Origin of the sequence: Corynebacterium sp. ACRQP (assembly GCF_022345915.1) — a bacterium.
GTDB lineage: Bacteria > Actinomycetota > Actinomycetes > Mycobacteriales > Mycobacteriaceae > Corynebacterium > Corynebacterium lehmanniae.
In genome coordinates, this window is record NZ_JAKRMZ010000006.1 from 58,120 (window position 1) to 73,592 (window position 15,473).

Below are 15,473 nucleotides of genomic sequence, written 5' to 3' on the forward strand. Positions count from 1 at the left end.
CAGCGTCGGACCCAATTTCAAAGTCATGTGTACCATAAATCGCTGACCTGCAACTATCGACATAGGCCTATCGACTTCGAGGTATCGACCCCTACCTAAACGGCACCTCGCCGATCGCGCGGCGCAGTTTGCGGGTGCGCAGTCTCTCCGGGTGCCGCGCGAGCTTCTCCACGGCCCTCACGGCGCACATGACGTGGGCTTCCTTCGAGTTGGAGTAGAACGCCTGGGCGCCGGCGGGCAGTTTCGGCACGGCGTGCAGCGGCAGGTCGGACACCGCCAGCAGGGTGCCGTAAGGAACGCGGTAGCGGTAGCCGTTCGCGGCGATGGTGCAGGACTCCATGTCCACGGCCGCCGCCGTGGAGCCGCGCAGCCATTCCCACAGGTCGCGCGGGTCCTTCCACTCCCAGTTCCGGTCGCCGGTGGACAGCACGGTGCCGGTGCGCATGAGCGACGCGTCCGAGCCGTAGACCTTCGACACCGCCTTTTCCAGGGTGCGCTGGATCTCGGGCACGGCGGGGATGGGCAGTTCGCGGCGCAGGTAGTCATCCAAAACGTGGTCGTGGCGCTCGTAGGCGTTGCCCAAAATCAGGTCGCCGATGCGCATGCGGGCGTCCAGGCCGGCGCAGTGGCCGATCATGATCCACGCCTCCGGCCTTAATACCGCCAGCGAGTCGGTGATGGTCTTCGCGTTGGACGGCCCGACGCCGATGTTGATCATGGTGATGCCGTCGCCGTCCTCGGTGACCAGGTCGTAGCGCGGCATCTGGAACTTCGACTCCAGCTCCAGATCCTCCAGCGCCACCGTGTCGGACACGGTCTCCCCGCTCGGCAGCACCAGACGCGTGTAGCGCGAGTCAGGATCAGACAGCTCGCGCAGCCCGAACTTCACAAACTCGGTCACGTGCATGGCGTAGTTCGTGAACAGGATGAAGCGCTGCAGCGAGTCGGCCTCGATGCCGGTGTAGTGCTCCAGCCGTGCCAGCGCGAGGTCGAAGCGTTGCGGCCCGAAGTGGAACAGCGGTTTCTCGGCTCCGTTGAAGGCGTCCCAGTGGCCGTCGACAATCGCGTCGTGCACCTCATCCAGGGTGGGGCGGGGCAGGTTCGCGGTTTCGTCGATAGGCGGCATGCCCTTGATGTAGGCGGGCGGGATCGCCACATCGGAGTACCCGACCTCGACCTCGCACGGGTAGTTCGAGGTCAGCGCCTCAAGCTGCGCCGTGAGGTAGCCCTCCATGAGGTCCGGGCGCGAGATGACGGCGGAGTAGGTGCCGGCCTCGTCGACGTAGCCGAAGGGCTCGGAGCGGTCGATCGGCCGCCACTGCTCCACCTCCACCGTGAGTTTGGGGTAGCGCACCTCCCCGTACCGGTCGAACTCCCCCGAGCGCGCGATTTCGCACGACTGCTCGTAGAGGGCTTTTAGCTTTGCGACGACCTCCGGTACCTCACACATGCAGCCAGGCTACTCACGAATGAGCACACGGCGCACGGCTTCGGCGCGACGGCCGATTTCCTCCGCGGTGCAGCCTTCGCGGACGCACTGCTCAATGAGGCGTTGCATGCCGGCGACGTAGACGCGGGACATGTCCGCGATGAGCTCAGCGTCCGCGTCCTCCCACTCCTTCGAGCGCGGCAGCAGCTGCTCGCGCATCGTGTCCTTCATGACGCGCTGCACCTCGTTGTCGAACACGGTGTGCACCGGGGAGTCGATCAGGCGCACGGCGGCCTCGTTCTTGCCGTCGACGACGCTGGCCAGCTCGACGACGGACGCCTCGAAGTTTTTGTCGATGCTGAATCGCTCCGCGAAGTGCTCGTAGGCGTCCAGCACCCAGTCCATGGCGGCGGCGAGGATCACCGCGTCGCGGTCCGCGAAGTGCTGGTAGAACACCTGGCGGCTCACCCCAGCCTCTTTCACGATTTGGGACACATTGAGGTCGGACACCTCATGGTCGTTGAGGAGGCGGAGCACTGCGTCGACAAGTGCCTTGCGGGTACGAAGGGCGCGCGGGTCGGTGCTGTCAGACCGGCGGCCGGGCAGGTCGTGGTTCATCCTGGACTCTCCAAAGACTTTGGACGTTAGGCTTTTGTGATATGAGCCTAACTGATGACACCATCGCATTATTGCAGAACCTCATCCAGAATGGATGCGTCAACTATTTTTCGGCAGATTCTGGACAGGAGGCAACTAACGCCGACACGTTGGAGGCCTTCTTCGCAGGTACAGACGTACTAGTGGAGCGTTATGAGCCGCACCCTGGACGCGTGTCCATCAGCTTCACCGTGGAGGGCACCGACCCCTCCGCCGAGCCGCTGACGCTCCTCGGCCACACCGACGTCGTGCCCGTGGACGAGGACAAGTGGACCACCGCCCCGTTTGGGGGCGAGCTTATCGACGGGCGCGTGTTCGGCCGCGGCGCCACCGACATGCTCTACATCACCGCGGCGATGGCGGCGTGCGTGCGCGACGTGGCCCGCGGGGAGCGGCCGCGCGGCACCCTAACCTTCGTGGGCTGCGCCGACGAAGAGGCCCGCGGAGGGCTCGGCGCGAAGTGGCTTGCCGAGCACGGGAAGTTCTCCTGGAAAAACTGCCTGTCCGAGGAAGGCGGCTCCCACATCCCTGCCGCCGACGGGTCCGACGCGCTGGCGGTCGTCGTCGGCGAAAAGGGCGCTGGCCAGCGGCGGTTGACCGTCCACGGCGACGCCGGGCACGGCTCCGCCCCGTACGGCCGGGACCTGGCCGTCGCGAAGATCGCGGAGGTGGCCCGGCGCGTCGCCGCGATCGAGCCCGAGGTGCGCGCCGACGACATCTGGGAGGGCTACGTCCGCGCCTGGAAGTTCGACCCCGCGACCGAGGAGGCGCTGTTGCGCGGCGAAGGCTACGAGGCTTTCGGCCAGCTGGAGAGCTACTCCCACGCCATGAGCCACCTGACCATCTCCCCGACCGTGCTGCGCGCCGGAAACGGCATCAACGTCCTGCCATCCGAGGCGTGGCTGGAGCTGGACATCCGCCCCCTGCCAGGCCAGACGCAGGAGGAGATCGACTCGTTGTTGCGTTCTGCGTTGGGCGAGCTCGCCGACGAGGTGGAGATCACACACCTCATCACTGAGGACGGCACGGTCTCCCCCACTTCCGGCCCGCTTTACGACACCATCTGCCAAACCTTCAACGAATTCTTCCCCGGCGCCCCCGTCGTGCCCACCATTGCGGCCGGCGGGTCGGACCTGCGCTTTGCGCGCCGTAAGGGAGGTGTCGGCTACGGGTTCGCCCTGCACGCGCGCGAGGAGACGCTCGGGTCCGTGCTGGGCCAGCTGCACAGCCACGACGAATCCGTCGCCGTGGAGGACGTGGACCTCACCGTGCGCGCGTACCGCTCTCTGATCCGCCGCTTCGTCGGGGCTTAGGCGCTCCCCTTCCGCAGACCCTGGGATCCAAAGCCTGGGATCGGCCGGGCGCGATCCCAGGGTCTGGATCCCAGGGCCTGCCTCAGGGGGTCGTCACTTCTGTCACATTTGCCCCATCCGTGACATACTGGCCTGCATGAAGATCCGCACCCTTGCAATGACCGCCACCCTCGCCGGCACCGTCGCGCTTGCGCCGACCGCCGGCGCCGACGCCATCGACGACACGCTGGCCAAGCTGCCGTCCGGCCCGATCTCCTGCGACCAGGCCTCCCGCTACTGGACCAACGACGCCGACTACCAGCAGAAAGTCCGCCAGGCCCGCGCAGTCGCCGCGTTCGACAGCCGTGGCCCGCAGATCCTCGACGCACTTTCGCGTGTCGACGAAGCCGCGAACCGCTGCGGCCTCAAGGGCACCCAAGGCGGCGCGAAGCCGGCCCAGAACACCCAGCAGCAGACCCAGCCGAAGCAGAACACTCAGAACACCCAGCCGGCCCCGAAGCAGCAGACCCAGAACCCGCAGAACCTGAACGTCCGCCCGCAGATCCCGGAGCGGATCAACCTCGCGCCGGCTGGTGCGCCCAGCTTCGACGTGCCGGTGGCGAATATCACTACGCTGCAGCTGCCGGACATCATCAAGATGATCCAGCAGGCGCTGGCGCAGATCCTGGCTTACTTCAACATCCAGCTGTAGAGCTCGTCCCCGCCAGCGTGGATGCGCACGCCGGGGGTGGGCGAAAGCCACAAATCTGTCTGGAGGGAGTGCTCGCCGTCGAAACAACGAAACGAGATGGTCTCGTTGGTCTTGTCCAGCACCTCAACCGTCGCGCGGGTGAGCCACGCGTTGCGGCGGCGCACCCCGATCAGCCGCTGGTACTCGGTGAACAGCCAGCCACCTAAAGGCGACAGCTCCGCCGGCGAGGCGGGCAGGGCGGGGCGCACGGCGTCGTCGGCGGACCAGCTTTCGCCGCGCACGCCGGTAAACCCCTGCTCGTCGCCGTAGTAGATCGACGGCATGCCCGGCACCGTCATCAGCACCGCCGCGGCCAGGACGGCTTTCTCCGGCCCCACCTTGGAGGCGATGCGGTCCACGTCGTGGTTGCCCACAAACGTGTTGGGCAAAACATCAACAGGATGCCGCTCCAGCGCGTGGGCGAGCTCCCAAAAATTGACGTCCACCAGCGAGGACCAGGTCGCCTTCCACAGCTCATACTGGGTCACGGCGTCCAGGGAGCCTGCCTTGCCTATCGACGAGTAGTCCCCGTGGATGACCTCCCCCAAAAACATCGCGTCTGGAAACTCCGAACGCACGCGGGCGAGCACGTCGGCCCAGAAGTCGGCGGGCACGGCGTATGCGACGTCGAGGCGCCAGCCCGCGATGCCGCGTCGCAGCCAGTGCAGCATAATCTCCACCACCGCGTCGCGGACAGCCGGATCCGCGTGGTGCAGGGTGGCCAGCTCGCCGTGGCCCTCCCAGTCCGTGTCGCCGGCAAGCCTCTGCTCAACCCACGGGTGCGTGCGGGCGACGTGGTTGAAGACCCCATCCAACATGATGTGGATGCCGCGGGCACGGCATTCGTCGATAAGCCAAGCGAAGTCCTCCTCATCGCCGAGGCGGGGGTCGATGCGGAAGTGGTCGAGGGTGTCGTAGCCGTGGGTGGCGGAGGCGAAGATGGGGCCGAGGAGCAGGCCGTTGCAGCCGAGTTCGACCAGGTAGTCCAGCCACGGCTCGAGGGCGCGGAGGCGGTGGGCGGTGTCGTGCTCCTCGCGGATCGGCGCGCCGAGGGCGGCCAGCGGGTAGACGTGCCACCAGATTGTGCGGTCCAGCATGCGACCGAGCCTACGCACCCAACAGCGCCAGGGGCACGACCGCGACGCCGTCCGGGCGGCGGTACGCGCGGGTGCCGGTGGTGAGGATGACGGTGTCAACCACGTCGTCGGGCAACTTCTCCCGCAGCCACAGCAGGTGCTTCACGTCGTCGTCGCCCACGTTCGCGGCGAGTTTGACCTCAAACGCCACGATGGCGCCATCCTGGTCCTGCGCGATCAAATCCACTTCCCTGTCACCTTTGACGGTGCGGAAATGGCCGACGTTGCCGAACGACGCTTGCGCCGCGACACGCACCGACAACGTGGCAAGCGATTCGAAGAGCGGGCCGAGCAGGTAGTTGAACCGGCCGGTGAGCTTCGCCGCGGGAATGTCTAAGAGCCGCAGCACAAACGCTGGGTCCGCGAGCTGGTGCTTCGGCGCTTTCGCCAGGCCCGCGAACGGAGAGCGCCGCATGTCCCACGCCGGCACCGGGTCCAGCATCCACACCTCGGCGAGTTTCTCGCGGTACACCATGGTTGTGGTTTTGGCGGGTTTATTCGCTTCTCCGGGCGTCGCGGCGTCGAGGATCTCCTGGTAGCTCGTGGTGGTCGAGCTCGCCGCCGCGTACGCCGCGAGCCAATTCATCAGCGCCGCCGGGTTGCGCACGACGTAGCCCTGCTCGGGCAGGTCTCGGTCCACCACCCGCGCGAGATACGAGTCGAGTTGCTGGTTGCGCAGCACCGGGGGCGCCTCGTAGAACCCGGGGAAGCCGCCCGATGCGATTGCGTCGATGTAGTGCTTGAGCGTGCGGTCGGTCTCTCCCGCAATCGTCGCGCCCCCTTGGAACAGCGAGCTCATGCTTATCGACGGCTCCGCCCCCGCCCGTTCAAACAGCGCCAACGGCCGCATGCGCAAGGAGAGAATACGGCCGGCTCCGCTGTGAGTGTCTGTGCCCGCCACTGGCGTGGCTGACCCGGTGAGGAGGAACCGGCCGGGCGCGGCGCCCTCATCGACGGCTCGGCGGACGTAATCCCAGGATTCGGGGTGCCGCTGCCATTCGTCGATGAGGATGGTGCCGGGCGCTTCCGCGCTGAAGGTGGGATCTGCGGCGAGCACGCCGGCGCCCTCCTGCGTGTCCAGCCGCATGACGGTGGACGCGCGGCGGCGCGCGGTTTCCGTTTTCCCCACGCCCTTCGGCCCCTCGACTGCGATTGCCGCAGCGTGGGGAAGGAGCTGGTCAAGCTGGGTGTCGACGGCCCGCGGAAGGTAAGTCATGGTGTCCTACACTACCAATTTTCCGCTCCCTACGCTACGAATTTTCCGCACGGTTGATCAAAGGCTGCAAGCCCTTGGCGATGCGGTCCTTCCAGGTTTTGGCGATCTCGTCGTAGCCGCGGTCGTGCGGGCGGATGCCGCGGTGGGTGAAGTTGACCTTGGTTTCGCCGTCGTCGTCCTCGGAGATGTCGAAGATCAGGGAGGTGTCGTCCCATTCGTGGTCGTTGTCGTCGGTGGGTTCGACGTTCCAGACCACGCGCTTGCCGTCGTCGGCTTCGCGCACGGAGAAGTCGCGGTCCTCGACGTGGAACTCGCCGCCCTTCTCGCTGGCGTTGCCTTCCGCTTTCTGGTCCCACCAGCTGTTGGGTTTGGTGATCGCGCGGTAGACCTCTTCGCGGGTGGCGGGCACGGAGAAGGAGGCGGTGAAGTCGCGGATGGCCTGGGCGGTGGTGCCGTCGGCGAAGGTCCAGTCGGACAGGGTGTGGTCCGGGTCGTAGATGGCCACCTCGACGCCGTCGTCCTTGTACTTCATCAGCCCGTCCTTGATCAGGTCGCGGCCGGCTTTGTTGAAGCCGGTCACGCCGGAGACGTCGAAGATCAGCTTGTCGCCGTGCAGCCGGCGCTGCGCCAGCCCGCGCAGGATCTTCTCGGCGGCGGTGAAGTTGATCATGCCCTGCAGCTCCACCACGTCCGCGCCCTCGCGCCGCTGCACGGACTTGATGCCCGGCGCGATGTAGAAGTTGGAGGACAGCAGGTTCAGCCCCAGCGAGCTGGACAGTTCGCGGAAGATTTTCACGCCGCGCACGGAGTTGCCTTGTTTGTTCAAGCGGGGGCTTAGCGACGCGATCCCGAGTTGCCCGGGCAGCGTTCCGATCAGTCCGCCGGCCACCCCGGACTTCGCGGGGATGCCCACGTTGACCATCCACTGGCCGGAGGCGTCGTACATGCCGGAGGAGACCATGACGGCCTGGGCGAGGCGGGCGGCTTCCGTGGAGAGCACCTTCTCGCCGGTGACGGGTTGGGTGCCGCCGTTGGCCAGGGTGGCGGCCATGGCGGCGAGGTCGCCGACGGTGACCAGCACTGCGCACTGGGCGATGTAGCTGGCCACGGCGTCGTGGGCGTCGTCGGTGATCATGCCGCCGTCGCGAAGCATGTGGGCGAGCGCCTTGTTGCGGTCGGCGCTGTCGAGTTCGGAATCCAGCACGCGCTGGTCCACGGCAAGGTCGCGGCCGGCGAGGCGGGAGAAGTAGTCGCGCAGTTTCTCGCTGCGCTGCTCCACCGGGATGTCGGGGCCGCCGATGAGTTGGTTCACCGTGATGGCGCCGGCGTTGATGAGCGGGTTGGCGGGCCGGCCGTCGTCGTCAAGCGAAAGCTCGTTGAATGCCTCGCCGGAAGGCTCCACGCCCACGTGTTTGTGCACCTCGTCGGGGCCGTACATGTCGAGTGCGAGCGCGTAGACGAAGGGCTTGGAGATGGATTGGATGGAAAACTCGTAGTCCGCGTCGCCGACGGTGTAGAGGTGGCCGTCTGTGGTGCACATGGCCAAGGCGAGTTTGTCCGGGTCGGCGTTCTTGAGCACGTCGATGTAGTCGGCGAGTTCGCCGCTGTCTTGGTCGCGGACGTCGTCCACGATGGCTTGGAGGTGTTCGGTCACTGACGAGAGCATGGCGCCAGTGTAGAGGTGTGCGCTGCGAAGCCATTTACACCGGATATAATCGGGTTTATGTACAACGACATTCTCCCAGATTCAAAGCACGCGCACCTCTCCGACGCCCACGCCGAGACCGTCAAGGCGACGCTCGGGCCGGTGGGCGAGAACATCCAGACCATCGCGAACACCTTCTACTCCAAGATGTTCGCCGCCCACCCCGAGCTCATCTCCGACCTGTTCAACCGCGGTAACCAGAAGCAGCAGGCGCAGCAGAAGGCGCTCGCGGCCTCTGTGGTGAAGTTCGCGTCGCACCTTGTGGACGACTCCGCGCCCGACCCGGTGATCATGCTCAACCGCATCGCGCACAAGCACGTCTCCCTCGGCGTGACCGAGGCGCAGTACAAGATCGTCTACGAGAACTTGATGGCCGCGATCGCCGAGGTGCTCGGCGACGCCGTCACGCCCGAGGTGGCCGAGGCATGGAGCGCGGTGTACTGGCTCATGGCGGACGTGCTGATCAAGGCCGAGAAGGACCTCTACGCCTCCGACGGCGTGGCGGACGGCGACGTGTTCCGCCGCGGCAAGGTCGTGGAGAAGCATGAGCTTTCCGACGCAGTGACGGCGTTTACCGTCGAGGGCGAGTTCACGCAGCCGAGGCCGGGGCAGTACACGTCCATAGGCGTCAAGCTTGACGACGGCGCACGGCAGCTGCGCCAATACTCCATCATCGAAGGCGACGCGTCGCGCTACCGCATCGCGGTGCAGAAAGACGGCGAGGTCTCCTCCTTCTTGCAGGAGCGTATCGACGTCGGCGACACCGTGGACGTCACCTTGGCCGCGGGTGACCTGGTGCTGCAGCCGGGCGAGCGCCCGGTCGTGCTGATCTCCTCCGGGATCGGCTCCACTCCCCTGACCGGCATCCTCCGCCACCTGGAGCAGAACGCCGATCCGCGCCGCGTGACGTACGTGCACTCCGACGACTCCGAGGAATCCTGGGCGCAGGCGCAGGAAACCCGCGAGTTGGTGGAAAAGCTGGGCGACGGGGCGCTGAAGACCTACTTCCGCGGTGATGCTGAGCGCGTCGACGTCGGCGAACTCGACCTCGCAGGCGCAGACGTGTACCTCTGCGGCGGCACCGGCTTCCTCCAGGCGCTGCGCGACGATTTGGCGCAGCTGCCCGCCGAGAAGGCCCCGGCCAACGTGTACTACGAGCTGTTCAGCCCGAACGACTGGCTGGTCGCTTAACCCTCCCGCTTAGTCAGACGCGCCCCGCACTGGCCGGGGCGGTCGTGCGGGATGAGCTGCACCTTCACGTCGCCGGCGCCCTGATCCAAGAAGCCCTCGTGCAGTGCGCACACCACTGGGGCGGGGCGGGTGCCCACTTCGGCGATGAAGGGGCAGGCGTTGAGCCCCACCTCGCGCACCTTGGCGGTGGCGGCGTCTGGGCGCGGCGCCGGGTCAAAGCCCATCTCGCGCAGGGTCTGGCATGTGTGGCGCTCCGCGGTGTCCAAGTCCACGCGCAGGTTGTCGTGGCGGCGGGTGTTCACCCGCTCCGCCCACTGGCGGCCGAGGCGCTTCGCGCTGTCGGTGTCCTGGTCGGCCAGGGTGCTGGCCAGCACCTCCACCAGGGCGATCATGGAGTGGGAGGCCAGGTTCGTGCGCGCCACGCGGGCGGTGTAGATGTGCGAGGGGCGGCCGCGGCCGGTGCCGGGGGCGACGCGGCGGGAGACCACACCCGCGGACATCAGCTCCTCCAGGTGGCCACGCACGGTGTTCGGGTGCATGCCCAGCGCTTTGCCGATCTCGGCGACCTGGATGCCGTCCGGGTTTTCCTGGATCACGTGAAACACCTCGAGCTGCTTTAGGCTGAGGTGGCCGACCGCGTTGATCAGATCACCGGCGGGACGGGGCGCGTGATTCCGTTCCATGCGCGTTCTCCTGGAGGCGTTTTGGTGTGACATCAAGAGTATATTCCAACCTAAGATGTAGGACAACTTGGTTTTTGGAGGTGTTGGCCACATGCCACGTGCGGTAGATGTTGCAGCGTGGGCGGTCGTCGTCGCGGGTGTCGCCGCCGTCGCCACCACGGCGGCGGTCACGCAGTCGCGCGAGGGCGAGCTACCCACCGGCGACGACGTGGTCACCGCCGACGTGCGCATCGAGCGCATGCGGTTTGTCCCCAACCAGATCGAGGTCCCGCGCGGCACCAAACTGGTGGTCAACCTGGTCAACGACGGCGACAAAGAGCACGACCTGAAGATCGGGGAGGCCAACTCCGGCAGGCTCTCCCCCGGCGAGGCCAGCGCCACCTACTTCGGGGAGTTCAACAAGGACACCCGCGGGTGGTGCACCATCGCCGGGCACAAGACGATGGGCATGACCTTTAAGGTCGACGTGACTTAATCACCGCCACCTGCGTCTTCACAGCGCGCGCCATCAGCGGCAGAAACGCCACCAGCACGCCGAACGCGATGAAGGACAGCACGATGCGTGCGTAGGAGTTGCCCACCACCAGCCAGGCCAAAAGCGCCGCGTTGAACAGGCCGGCGCGCAGGTAGGCGGCCCGGTTGAGCTCACGCAGTCCCGCCTTGACCGCCGCCGGGCCGCCGCCCATGGTGGTGGGCATGAGGTAGCTCATGGTGCCGATGAGCAGCTGGCCCGCAAACCCGAGCAGCAGCGGCAGGGTGGGGATCTCACCGGCCCCGCCGAACATCCGCACCGCGTACCAGGTCAGCCCTCCGATGAGCCAGGTCACCGCGAACAGCACGGACAGCGCCGGGTAGGTCACGCGCCCGCGGGGATCGTTGAGCACCGTCAGCGCGCTGGCCAAAAATCCCTGGTACAGCCACACCCAGCCCGCCAGGATGACCACAGTGCCCGCGCCCACGACCACGGGCAGGCGCATGAGCGACCCCGCCACCGCCACGACAACACCAGTGCCGGCCAGCGCGAGCGCCACGCCGACGCGGTCCTGCCCGCGGGTGCGCCACATCGCCGGGAACAGCACGCTCAGCGCGCCCATCGCCGCGAATCCGACGAACCCGCCCACGTTGGTGAACATGTGGGCCTGGCGCACCGCGCCATGCCACTGCCCGGGCAGCCCGGCGGACAGCGCGGCGCCGAACAGCGCGCCCACCGGCAGGCAGCACGCGGAGGCGAGGAATCCTACGACCCCGGCATGCTTACGAGACGCCGACCGCACCTGTTTAAAAAGCACCGCCGCGTGCCACGCCAGCACGACCGCGACCACGAGCGCGCCCGCCCACGTCAGCCAGTACCACCGCGCGACCTGGCCTACCAGCACGGCGACGGTGCCGGCGTTGAGGAGGTAGGTGCGGGAAAGTTGGGCGGGCCGGGAGGCGTCGTCAAGCTTGTGCCCCACAAAGCGCTCGGTGAGGTTTTGGGACCACAACATGATCGAGTTGGTCAAAATCCCCAGCGTGAAAATGTGGATGAGCAGCCACGACCCGTCCGGGATGAACGGGTGCGCAAGGCCGGCGAGGATGAACACCGCCATCCAGATGCTCACCGGGCGCGAGGCTTTGCGGTGCCACGCGCGGGGGTTCATGTCAGGCATTGACTCCTCCAGACTTCGGGTTGTCTCGGAAACACCACCAGGTGGCCGCAGCAAAGCACGCCGCACCCGCGGCCAGCACGCCGATCACACCGTTGTAGGCGTCCGTGTAGTCCGCCCCGCGGTCCAGCGCCGCCTGCAGCAGCGACCCCGTCAGCGCCACAGTAACCAGCGTGCCCAGCTCGTAGGACACCTCCTCCACGCCCGCGGCCATCCCGGAGCGGTGCATCGGCGCAGACCCGATGATCGCGATCGAGGAGACACTCATCACCGAGCCCGCGGACAGGCCCAGAAGCACCATGCCTATCGACGTCCATCCGGCCGCCAACGCCACCGCCCCCACTACCGCCCCGAGGAACCCGCCGGCGATGAGCGGCAGGAAGCCGACCTTGTGCAGATATGCCCCGCCGAGTGTGGAGGCCGGGATGGCGGACAGGGCCATCACGGCGACGGTGGCGCCGGCGTGAAGGGGCGTGAGCTCGTCGACAAGCTGCAGCTTCTGCGTGGTCATCAGTTCGGCGCCGGCGAGGACGAACATGCCGCCGGCCGCCGCGAGGACGCCGCCGGTGAACAGGCGGGAGCGGAAGATGTCGAAGGTGAGCAGCGGGTCGTCCAGGCGGTGCTGGCGGCGCACAAACAGCCAGGAACCGGCGGCGGTGGCGGCGAGCGCTGCGAGGGTGATGGCGGGGCTGTTGGCGGCCTGCTTGATGGCCATGGTCAGGCCCGACAGCGCGATCAGGGCGTAGAGCGAGGAGACCACGTCCCACTGTTTGTCCAGGTTGGGCAGGTTTTCCGGTGCGAGCGCAACGGTGAGCACGAGGGCGACAATGACGATGGGCACGTTGATGAGGAAGACGGAGCCGACCCAGAAATGCTGGATCAGCGCGCCGCCGACCACCGGTCCGAGCGCGCCGCCCGCCACCGCCACCGAGCCCCAGATGCCGATGGCGGTGTTGCGCTCGCGCTCGTCCGGAAACGTCAGCCGGATCAGCGCGAGCGTGGCCGGCATCATCACCGCAGCGCCCATGCCGAGCATGCCGCGCGCCAGGATCAGCTCCAGCGGGCCGGGCGCGAACGCCGCGCCCAGCGACGCCAACCCGAAGATAGCCAGACCCACGATGAACATCAGGCGGTGGCCCACCCTGTCGCCCAGCGCGCCGGTGCCCAGCAGCAGGCCGGAAAGCACGAGCGGGTAGGCGTTGATGATCCACAGGCCCTGCTCCGGGGAGGCGTCAAGGGAATGCTCCAGCGCCGGCAGCGCGGTGTACAGGATGGAGTTGTCCAGGCCAATCATGAGCAGCCCGAGCGAGACCACCGCGAAAAATCCCCAGCGCTGCGCCTTAGTCATGGGCAGATGGTACCGCGCGCAAAAAAGTGCGCCCCGGTTGCGGGACGCACTGTGTTTAGTTGGCGGGCTTAGCGCATTGCGAGGAATGCTGCGCCGATGCCGAGGACTGCCAGGGCCGCGACGACGCCGCCGATGATGGCCGCGACGTTGACCTGGTTGTTAGCCTGCTTCGGGGCCTCGGCCTTGGCCTTGGCTTCCACCTTCTGCTCAGCCTTGGGCTGCTCGGCGGGGACTTCACCCGGCTGGGCGGGGATTTCTTCCGCCGGCACGAGCGCGGTCAGGGGGTGCTCTTCGGCGACCTCGACGGGCTCCGGCTGTTCCACCTCGACGACCTCCTCCGGCTGCTCGATCTCCTCGACCTCAGCCTTTGCGCGGGCACCGATGGACTCGGCGTACGCGCCGATACGCGGGTTGTCGAGTACCAGGGAGTCCCAGTCGGCGGGGACGAGGACCTTGCCCGCCGGGGTGTCGGCGAAGTACGGCTTTTCGGAGTAGTTGAAGTAGTCGAACTGGCGGTCGTAGTTCATCACCGACTGGTAACCGGCCTGCATCGGGGAGCCTTCAGCGATGTCGGTGACGTACTGCTGAGCACCCCAGTGGCGCAGACCCAGGGTGTGGCCGAACTCGTGCAGGATGGTGTTGCGCACCTGCTCGTCGTTCGCACGCCCGCCGGGGTTGGCGACGTAGAAGGAGCTGTCGCCCACCAGCGACAGGCCCGTGGCGTTGGAGCCGGCGCGCATCCGGTCGCCCAGGACGCCGGGGCGGAAGATGTTGGCGCGGTCACCAAGGTTGTTGATGGTGTTAATGAGCTGGAACGCCTCAAACTTGCTCGGGTCGAAGTACGAGTCGCGGTACTCCAGCGTCTCGCCGCCGTGGACGTCGGAGTAGTTGGGGATGTTGGTGTAGTGCTCGCCGGCATCGATGTGCAGGCTAATGCCGTGGTCGGCAAACAGGTCCACTAAATCGTTCAGGCTCTGCTTCGACGGGGCGTAGGAGGTACGGTTGGCGTTGGCGCACTCGCGGGCGGCAGAAGTGTCGCAGCCGAGGGTGTCGTATTCGGATGCCATCCAGTTCAGCTGGAGGAAGACATCCGGGCGGTTAGGGTCGGCACCCCAGTCCGGCAGGGGGATTTCCGTGCCATCTGCTAAAACGACGCCTTGTTCTTCCCAGATGTCGGGCAGGCCGTCGCCGTCGGAGTCAACGAGGGTGGTGGTGTTGGTCAGCACCGGTGCCAGCTCAACGTCCTGCTGGGCGTGTGCGACGTTCGCGCCGGAAACCGCGATGGCGGCGGCAACTGCTGCGGCGATGGTGTTTCGGAATGCTGCTCGCATCTCGGTGACTCCTTGGTGTGTGTTTTTCTCTTTGTGACAACCCTGAGTTTATGCACCGAATATGCGCAGGTAAACCGCTCGCCGCCAGGCTGAAAAATACCCTAAATCGTTGAACATTCTTTCCGGATTGTTCAACGTTTCCACCCATTCCTAGCTGCGGATTGTTCATCAATCCGGGGGCGCGTTCCGGGGTTTCGTCAGTATTGTTCAACGATCAAACTGCGATCGCGTGCGGATGGTTGAACAATCCGTCAGCACTGCATTTTATGCACACTAAGGTGTTTTCCAGCATGGATCCCGGCAATTTTGCGTCTACCTGCATGTTTGGATTGCATACACAACTCATACACTCTTATTTTCCCCGGGTTTCCCCTCAGGGGTGTAGCAAACCCCCTGGATTGTTCAAAGATCCGCGGATTGTTCAGCAATCCGGAAAACCCTACTACCCCCGTTTTTTACCCCCGTTGCGGCGGCAAGGCACCGTCGCAAAGCAAAAAGCCCCCTTTAACCCGAGTTTCTGCGCATCTTGGCGCGGCGCATATCGATGGCCAACGCGATGCCAATGACCGCCGCGTGCTGGCGTTCGTCCAGGCCGGGCTCGATGCGCACGCGGTAGCTGGACTTGCCCATCAGCATCCGCCCCATGCCGGAATACTCGGCGTCCACGGTCGCGAGCGGACGGCCCTGGCTGGTCAGCGTGTAATTCAGCTGGAACGCCTGCCCCTGGATCTGCACGTCCGGGAAACCCGCGACCTCCACGTCGAACTTCGCGCCGATCCAGGCGAAGCGCTGCGTCAACCGCGCGAGCTCCAGCGGCGGGTTGACCTGGTGCACGACGTACTTGTCGCGGATGAAGTTCACCGGGTCCTCGATGCTCAGCACGTGCGCGCCGGCCGCGTCGAACACCTCCACCCCGCGCGACGCCTTGACCAGGTCGCTCATCTTCAGCGTCTGCCTGGCCGTGCCCAGCAGCTCCCCGCCCGGGCCCTCGATCGCGAACGTGTCGCGGCCCAGGGCCTTCGTTTGCCTTACGACGATCTCACGTTCCCTAAACACACCACCACCCTAACGGGGCGTGGCTGGTTGTG

The 15,473-nt window shown here is 66.4% G+C and carries 14 protein-coding genes; 4 read left to right on the forward strand and 10 right to left on the reverse strand.

What is annotated here, in order from left to right; translation table 11 throughout:
• Window positions 1-91: 91 nt before the first annotated feature.
• Together amn and MHY23_RS03820 are read right to left on the reverse strand one after the other, a co-directional pair.
• A complete protein-coding gene (gene amn, locus MHY23_RS03815; protein WP_239306494.1) occupies window positions 92-1,450 on the reverse strand; it encodes an AMP nucleosidase in 1,359 nt (452 codons plus the stop codon).
• Between the two features lie 9 nt (window positions 1,451-1,459).
• Entirely contained in the window at window positions 1,460-2,047 is a 588-nt protein-coding gene (locus MHY23_RS03820) for a TetR/AcrR family transcriptional regulator (protein WP_239306495.1), read from the reverse strand.
• Between the two features lie 41 nt (window positions 2,048-2,088).
• Here MHY23_RS03820 and MHY23_RS03825 point away from each other — a divergent pair, with 41 nt between their 5' ends.
• The gene (locus tag MHY23_RS03825) at window positions 2,089-3,399 is read left to right on the forward strand and encodes a M20/M25/M40 family metallo-hydrolase (protein WP_239306496.1); all 1,311 of its coding nucleotides are present in this window, start codon (window positions 2,089-2,091) and stop codon (window positions 3,397-3,399) included.
• Window positions 3,400-3,535: 136 nt separating this feature from the next.
• The gene (locus tag MHY23_RS03830) at window positions 3,536-4,090 is read left to right on the forward strand and encodes a hypothetical protein (protein ID WP_239306497.1); all 555 of its coding nucleotides are present in this window, start codon (window positions 3,536-3,538) and stop codon (window positions 4,088-4,090) included.
• On the opposite strand, the gene MHY23_RS03835 is transcribed toward MHY23_RS03830, so the two are convergent.
• The 3 genes from MHY23_RS03835 to MHY23_RS03845 are packed head-to-tail and all read right to left on the reverse strand — an operon-like array spanning window position 4,069 to window position 8,147.
• Entirely contained in the window at window positions 4,069-5,226 is a 1,158-nt protein-coding gene (locus tag MHY23_RS03835; RefSeq protein ID WP_239306498.1) for an alpha-amylase family protein, read from the reverse strand. The two genes, MHY23_RS03830 and MHY23_RS03835, sit on opposite strands and share 22 nt — an antisense overlap.
• Before the next feature lie 10 nt (window positions 5,227-5,236).
• Entirely contained in the window at window positions 5,237-6,481 is a 1,245-nt protein-coding gene (locus tag MHY23_RS03840; RefSeq protein WP_239306499.1) for an ATP-binding protein, read from the reverse strand.
• 34 nt (window positions 6,482-6,515) lie between these two features.
• Window positions 6,516-8,147 (reverse strand): glutaminase, encoded by a 1,632-nt coding sequence (locus MHY23_RS03845; protein ID WP_181889467.1) that lies wholly within the window; start codon window positions 8,145-8,147, stop codon window positions 6,516-6,518.
• Between the two features lie 57 nt (window positions 8,148-8,204).
• Here MHY23_RS03845 and MHY23_RS03850 point away from each other — a divergent pair, with 57 nt between their 5' ends.
• Complete coding sequence (locus MHY23_RS03850; RefSeq protein ID WP_239306500.1) at window positions 8,205-9,377, forward strand: globin domain-containing protein; 1,173 nt, start codon at window positions 8,205-8,207, stop codon at window positions 9,375-9,377.
• On the opposite strand, the gene MHY23_RS03855 is transcribed toward MHY23_RS03850, so the two are convergent.
• Entirely contained in the window at window positions 9,374-10,060 is a 687-nt protein-coding gene (locus tag MHY23_RS03855) for a metalloregulator ArsR/SmtB family transcription factor (RefSeq protein WP_239306501.1), read from the reverse strand. The genes MHY23_RS03850 and MHY23_RS03855 overlap by 4 nt on opposite strands.
• A gap of 91 nt (window positions 10,061-10,151) precedes the next feature.
• Here MHY23_RS03855 and MHY23_RS03860 point away from each other — a divergent pair, with 91 nt between their 5' ends.
• The gene (locus tag MHY23_RS03860) at window positions 10,152-10,535 is read left to right on the forward strand and encodes a cupredoxin domain-containing protein (RefSeq protein WP_239306502.1); all 384 of its coding nucleotides are present in this window, start codon (window positions 10,152-10,154) and stop codon (window positions 10,533-10,535) included.
• On the opposite strand, the gene MHY23_RS03865 is transcribed toward MHY23_RS03860, so the two are convergent.
• From MHY23_RS03865 to MHY23_RS03880, 4 genes are all read right to left on the reverse strand, one after another.
• A complete protein-coding gene (locus tag MHY23_RS03865; RefSeq protein ID WP_239306503.1) occupies window positions 10,516-11,709 on the reverse strand; it encodes a copper oxidase in 1,194 nt (397 codons plus the stop codon). The two genes, MHY23_RS03860 and MHY23_RS03865, sit on opposite strands and share 20 nt — an antisense overlap.
• Window positions 11,702-13,054, reverse strand: a complete 1,353-nt coding sequence (locus MHY23_RS03870; protein WP_239306504.1) for an MFS transporter — start codon at window positions 13,052-13,054, stop codon at window positions 11,702-11,704. The genes MHY23_RS03865 and MHY23_RS03870 overlap by 8 nt, the downstream gene beginning before the upstream one ends.
• A 68-nt stretch (window positions 13,055-13,122) precedes the next feature.
• Complete coding sequence (locus tag MHY23_RS03875) at window positions 13,123-14,385, reverse strand: hypothetical protein (protein WP_239306505.1); 1,263 nt, start codon at window positions 14,383-14,385, stop codon at window positions 13,123-13,125.
• Between the two features lie 504 nt (window positions 14,386-14,889).
• A complete protein-coding gene (locus MHY23_RS03880; protein ID WP_239306506.1) occupies window positions 14,890-15,441 on the reverse strand; it encodes a phospholipid scramblase-related protein in 552 nt (183 codons plus the stop codon).
• Window positions 15,442-15,473 lie beyond the last annotated feature (32 nt).